The following is a 5,556-nucleotide window of genomic DNA, read 5'->3' on the forward strand; positions in this document are numbered from 1 at the left end:
TATTTTTAAACTAGGTTTATTATTTTTTAAAAAAAAGCCGTTATTAATTTTTTAATAATCTGATTATTTTTATTTAAAAAAGTAGGTTATATAATTAAAAATTTATTAATTTATTATAAAAAAAGTAAAATATAGGAGTTTAAACTCCTATTAATGTTTGTTTTGTATTTTTAATTTATTGATTATTTTTTAACTATTTAGTCACTGTAATAGTGCTTTTTTTACTTACTGCCTTATAATTTGAATTTCCAAGGAATTTCATTGTTATTGCATATTTCTTTGCAGTACTTAATTTAAAGCTAAGTTTAGCCACTCCTTTTGTGTTTGTTTTAACGGTGTATGTTTTTCCATTAAGAATAACACGTACTTTAGCACTTTTAATGGCTTTATTTGCACTTGTCAACAATTTAAAGGAATAGGTCTTTTTTGTGTTCTTCTTGACCTTTAAATTTGAAGATGTGATTTTAGCCTTTTTGCTTCCCGCTTTAACTACAATGGTTCCTGTTTTGCTGATTGGATTGTAAGTGGAATCTCCTGCAAATTTAACAGCAACTGAATAGGTCTTTTTAGTAATCAAATTAACTTTAACCTTAGCTATTCCGGTTTTATCAGTTTTTACAGTGTAGGTTTTCTTGTTGATTGTAATTTTCACTGTTTTGCTTGCCAAGGCCTTGCCTTCACTTGTGCTAAGCTTTACCTTAAAGTAGGCATCTGATAATGGGAATGTAGTTAATTTGTAAGTTGTTAGTTTAGGGCTGTCCTTTACTGTAACCGGTTTCGCTTCCTCCTTATCACTTGGAATTTCAGATTCATTTACACTCAATTCCCTATTCGGTGATAATGCCACCAGTTCATTTATCCCTTCAAGAACTGCTGTAATCCTATTGGATCCATTAATGAAACTGTCCTTAAGTTCACTAAAGTCTGCAATGGCAGAACCATTTTCAATTAAAACTTTTTTATAGATTTCTCCTCCTTGAGGTTCTACAGTTTCATTATAATCGTTAAGATAGAACACTGCATAGAAATTATTGAAGTCTAATGCAGGATTTCCATTTGAATCAACAATGGATAGGTTATAAACTCCTTTGGAACTTTGGCTAAGTTCTAAACTTAAAGAAAGATTATATGCTCCATTATTGTTTGGAGCGTTTACATCCCATGGGATTGTGGATGTATAAAAGCTGTGTCCGCAAACGATGTCATTGATTACATAGGAATGGTTAAGGTAGTTGTATCCCTTATCCTGGCTATAGGTTCCGTTTGAAATTCCAACGTATGTGTAGGTGTCATTTTCACTATTGTATACATAATCCCCATAGCTTTCGTCTGGAACATAAATTGTGTGGTGCACTATCATGCCTGTGTGGCCTGTAAAGATATTGTTGTCAATAGCTGTTAGGCTTTCTGCTCCCTTGTCACCATTTAAATTGTAGCATTGGTAATCGTAAAGGATTGCATTTGCTCCATTGGATATGAAATAGTTTCCTTTTACATCAAACTTGCTTATGTTTGTATTTAGATAGATTCCGGATTCTCCATTGTTTTTAATCAGGTTGTTAATCACTGAAAGATTGTCTGCAGAGTAGGCTTCAATTCCAATCTGGTTTTCTGTAATATTGTTTGTTCCAATATAAACTTCAGATACCTCTTCTCCGATATGTATTCCAGAGTTTTTTCCTCCGGATATTATATTGTCTGAAATGCTGATATTTGAGGAATTGTCTATTGTAATTCCGTTGATTGTATTGTTTATTATATTGTCATGGATGGAGACATTATTTGCATTTCTTATTAGAATCGGTTCGTAGATGAAGTCCTGTGGATCATAATCTGAACCTTCAACCACCCATCCTGTCCAGTTGATTGTAAGGTTTTTAAGCTCTATGTCACTTGCACCGTCAACATAGATTGCAAATGGGTTATATGTATTGTATGCAATTGAATAGTTGTTGTTTAGGAATTCAAATCCTTCGATTGTTGTTCCACTGCCCGCTTCTGAAATGTGGAAGATTCCATACATTCCAGAGTATGCTGGAAATTGGTGGTGTGGACAAGGTCCAAGACTTGTTCCAGGGGCTGCAATAAGATGTAATGTTTTATTGATTTCAAAATGACAGTGCATGAACATTCCGTGGAACATTATTGTATCTCCGTCACTTGCAGCATCCAAGAATGGTTGGACAGTAGGATTTAGGACTTGATTAGGGTTTGAGGTATCGACATAAATATGTTTGATGTTTGTGGCACTGTCTGTCAATACTTTAATTCCGGTGATGTCCTTATTTGTTATTGTGTCTTTTTCAATATCTTCCGCATTGCTTTCCAATTCAATTGTTTCAATTTCTTCTGCATTTGTTTGCAATTCAATGCTTTCAATTGGATTGGAATTGTCAAGATCTGATTGGTCTTGGATTGAATCAGAAATGTCATTTTTGTCATTAGCTATTTCATTACCTTCATTAAGTTCATTTATTTCATTAACTTCATTTATTTTATTAAGTTCATTTATTTTATTAAGTTCATTTATTTCACTTTTTTCACTTATTTCATTTGTTGTAGTGATATCACGTAAATCGGAACTGTCCTCGGCTGATATTGCTCCGATTGAGAATAATAAAATAGTAAAAATTAATGAAATGATGAATATCTTCTTTAATTTCATAATAATCGCTCTATATATTGATTTATCCATATTTTAAATTTTTATGATTAATATAGTTATGATTTTTATATTTTTATTTTTATTTAAAAATCATCATTGTTATATATTATATTGCTTATCGTGATATATAACTATTGTTATAAAATTTAAATCAATTTAAATGAGTAAAAAATTAAGTTAATAAGATTTGTTAAAATGGTTTTATGGTTAAAAAAGAGTAAAAATAGTAAAAATAGTAAAAAACAAGTAATTTAAAAGTTAAAATTAGTTAAAAGTAGTAAAGTTAAAAAGAAAGTTTAAATTAGTTAAAACTTAGTAAAGTTAAAAAGAAAAACTTAAAAAGAGTAAAAGAAAAATAAAAAGAAAATTCTTAGTCTAAAACACCAAGTTCATCTAATTCTTTAATTATGATGTCGTGGGAAATTTTAGTCATGATTTCTCTAATTAGGACTTTTTCATTTCCTTTATTAGTGTAACCATTTTTTTCAAGAATATTTGTTAATTGTTCCTTAGTCAAATCCTCTAAAATGATTCTGATTTCTGTTACATCAATATCTGCCATATAATCCTCTCCCAATTTTTACTAAATTTTATTAATTGAATAATTAATAATAATTCCATAATCTAATTGGATTAATATTTATTTGTAAAAGTATTTAAATTTTGGTTTATGTTTTTAGAATATTTTTTCATATGTCTTCAATCATCTGTTGAATATTGGATTTGAAAAGAAATAATTTTTGGAAAAAATATTTCTTTTATTAAATTAAAAATATCTTTTATAATTTCATATGATTTACTTATGAGCTATTGTTTAATTTATCTTTCTTTCATTTAAATTAATCCATGAATCATTCTCAATGCATCTAGTAAACCGTGGCTATATTCAATGCAACCAAATGCAGTTCTTGTATCTTTTTTCTCAAGATAATATTTTGAATCATTCCAATAGTCTATAGCTCTATCGTAAACTTCCTTTTCCTTTCCTTCAAAACTAATGTGTTCTACCTGTTTAAGGTTTCTTTCAAGTTTTGCAATGTCTATAGCTATTTTCTCTTCACTTTCAAGATCTTTCATTTTTTCATCTCATAAAACAATATAATAAAATTTTTAAATTTAATAAAGTTTGAATTGGATTTTTTAAATTTAATTATTTTTTTTTTAGAATTTTGATTAATTAATTTGTAAATTTGGTTTTTTTAAATTTAATTATTTTTTTTAGAATTTTGATTAATTAATTTGTAAAATTAAAAATTCTAAATTGGATAAATAATTAAATTAATTAAATTAATTAAAATAAATTTATCAAAATAAATTAATCAAATAAAATTAAATTAATTAAATTAATCAAATAAATTAAAAAAATATTCGTTTTTAATTATAATCTTCTTCTTTGAACCGGTTTGCGGTTTAATTCTTTCCATACATGGAATACCCTTTGTCCAACTGTAAAGTAGGAAAGAATTACAAGAATGACTATAACATAATAGAAAATCGCATTTGAGTGTGCAAGGCTTGCAATTATTGCACCAATCATTAAAATAATTAATCTAACTGCACGTTCAGCTATTCCTATATTGCATTCAACTCCTTGGGATTCAGCTCTTGCCCTTACATAACTGACTGTAATTGCTGAATGAATAGCTAAAACTCCTATAAACCAATCACAATATCCTCCAAATATGATTCCTATAAAAATTATTGCATCAGCGAATCTGTCCATTGTTGAATCGAGGAAAGCTCCAAATGGGCTTGCCCTGTTGTGATATCTGGCAACTGCACCATCAACAACATCCAGAAATCCGCTAAGTAAAATGAATAACGCTCCTGCAAGCAAGTTTCCTGTTGCAAAGAAATAAGCGGAAATAATTGCAATGAATGGAGAAATAATTGTTACAATGTTTGGATTGATATTCAATCTTTTAGCTACAGGTTCCAATATTTTTGTAAGTAATGGTCGTAAATTATTAAGCATAATTTTAATTATAGTAATTTACTAATATATATTTATTCTAAAATTAGAAAAGTGGGAAATAAATTTTTATTTTTTTAGTTTTTTTTTAAATTCTAAAATTAGAAAAAAATGAAAATATAAATTTTTATTTTTTTAAGGTTTCTATACTAATTTAATTTTTTAGTAATTTAGTGAAAAAGTGTGTTTTTATGAAAGTATTTAAGTTAAGCCCAGAAAATCCAGACATTGATTTAATCAATGAAGCCATCGATATCATGGCTTGCGGAGGGATAATTTTATATCCTACCGATACCGTTTATGGATTGGGAGCAAATATTTTCAATAATGATGCCGTAAAGAAAATTTATGAAATAAAGCAGAGGGATTCTTCCAAACCGATTTCCGTTTTGGTAAGGGATATGGAAAGTATGGAGCTCATTGCTCACTTGAATAAAAACTCTCGTCAGACTCTTAATCAATGGCTTCCCGGACCTTTCACTTTTATTCTAAATAAAAGAAAAATTGTTTCGCCCTTTGTTAGTTCAAGCACTAAGGTAGGTGTTAGGATACCTGATTATCCAATTGCAAGGCAACTTGCTTCCATATTTCCAATTACAACAACCAGTGCAAACATTGCAGGTGAAGACACATTCTCCAATCCTAAAGACATTTTAAGGCAAATTGGGGATGAAATCGATTTGGTGATTGATGTTGGGGAATTGGACAAGAATCAGGCTTCCACTGTAATTGATTTAAGCTCTTCTAATCCTACTCTTGTTAGGAAAGGTTTTATTGGAGAAGATTTTAATTCATTAAAAGAAAACCTTGATATTTAATATTATAGTTTTGAAAACTAATTATATTGAAAAAAATTATGGGAAATTATGCTAAAATAATAATGAAATATAATAAAATAATAATTAAATAATAATAAATC

5 protein-coding genes are annotated in these 5,556 nt (G+C 28.5%); 1 reads left to right on the forward strand and 4 read right to left on the reverse strand.

What is annotated here, in order from left to right; all coding sequences use genetic code 11:
* Positions 1-193 precede the first annotated feature (193 nt).
* The 4 genes from Q0138_RS05020 to pgsA all read right to left on the reverse strand — a co-directional run bounded on the left by Q0138_RS05020 (position 194) and on the right by pgsA (position 4,640).
* Positions 194-2,665, reverse strand: coding sequence for a right-handed parallel beta-helix repeat-containing protein (locus Q0138_RS05020; RefSeq protein WP_297981696.1), 2,472 nt, complete (start codon positions 2,663-2,665; stop codon positions 194-196).
* Between the two features lie 370 nt (positions 2,666-3,035).
* Positions 3,036-3,227: a hypothetical protein gene (locus Q0138_RS05025; protein ID WP_297981698.1), complete on the reverse strand. Its 192-nt coding sequence runs from the start codon at positions 3,225-3,227 to the stop codon at positions 3,036-3,038.
* A 272-nt stretch (positions 3,228-3,499) separates the two neighbouring features.
* The gene (locus Q0138_RS05030; protein ID WP_297981699.1) at positions 3,500-3,742 is read right to left on the reverse strand and encodes a DUF357 domain-containing protein; all 243 of its coding nucleotides are present in this window, start codon (positions 3,740-3,742) and stop codon (positions 3,500-3,502) included.
* 301 nt (positions 3,743-4,043) lie between these two features.
* Complete coding sequence (gene pgsA, locus Q0138_RS05035; protein ID WP_297981701.1) at positions 4,044-4,640, reverse strand: archaetidylinositol phosphate synthase; 597 nt, start codon at positions 4,638-4,640, stop codon at positions 4,044-4,046.
* A gap of 188 nt (positions 4,641-4,828) precedes the next feature.
* On the opposite strand from pgsA, the gene Q0138_RS05040 reads away from it, so the two are divergent.
* On the forward strand, positions 4,829-5,455 hold the full coding sequence (locus Q0138_RS05040; RefSeq protein ID WP_297981703.1) for an L-threonylcarbamoyladenylate synthase: 627 nt from the start codon (positions 4,829-4,831) through the stop codon (positions 5,453-5,455).
* Positions 5,456-5,556 lie beyond the last annotated feature (101 nt).

The sequence above is a fragment of the uncultured Methanobrevibacter sp. genome (assembly GCF_937906425.1).
GTDB lineage: Archaea > Methanobacteriota > Methanobacteria > Methanobacteriales > Methanobacteriaceae > Methanobrevibacter.

What these genes read in the sequence shown, in the direction of transcription:
- Q0138_RS05020 (WP_297981696.1), bottom strand. Translation starts at nt 2,665, where the DNA reads ATGAAATTAAAGAAGATATTCATCATTTCATTAATTTTTACTATTTTA.
- Q0138_RS05040 (WP_297981703.1), top strand. Translation starts at nt 4,829, where the DNA reads ATGAAAGTATTTAAGTTAAGCCCAGAAAATCCAGACATTGATTTAATC.
- Q0138_RS05030 (WP_297981699.1), bottom strand. Translation starts at nt 3,742, where the DNA reads ATGAAAGATCTTGAAAGTGAAGAGAAAATAGCTATAGACATTGCAAAA.
- Q0138_RS05025 (WP_297981698.1), bottom strand. Translation starts at nt 3,227, where the DNA reads ATGGCAGATATTGATGTAACAGAAATCAGAATCATTTTAGAGGATTTG.
- pgsA (WP_297981701.1), bottom strand. Translation starts at nt 4,640, where the DNA reads ATGCTTAATAATTTACGACCATTACTTACAAAAATATTGGAACCTGTA.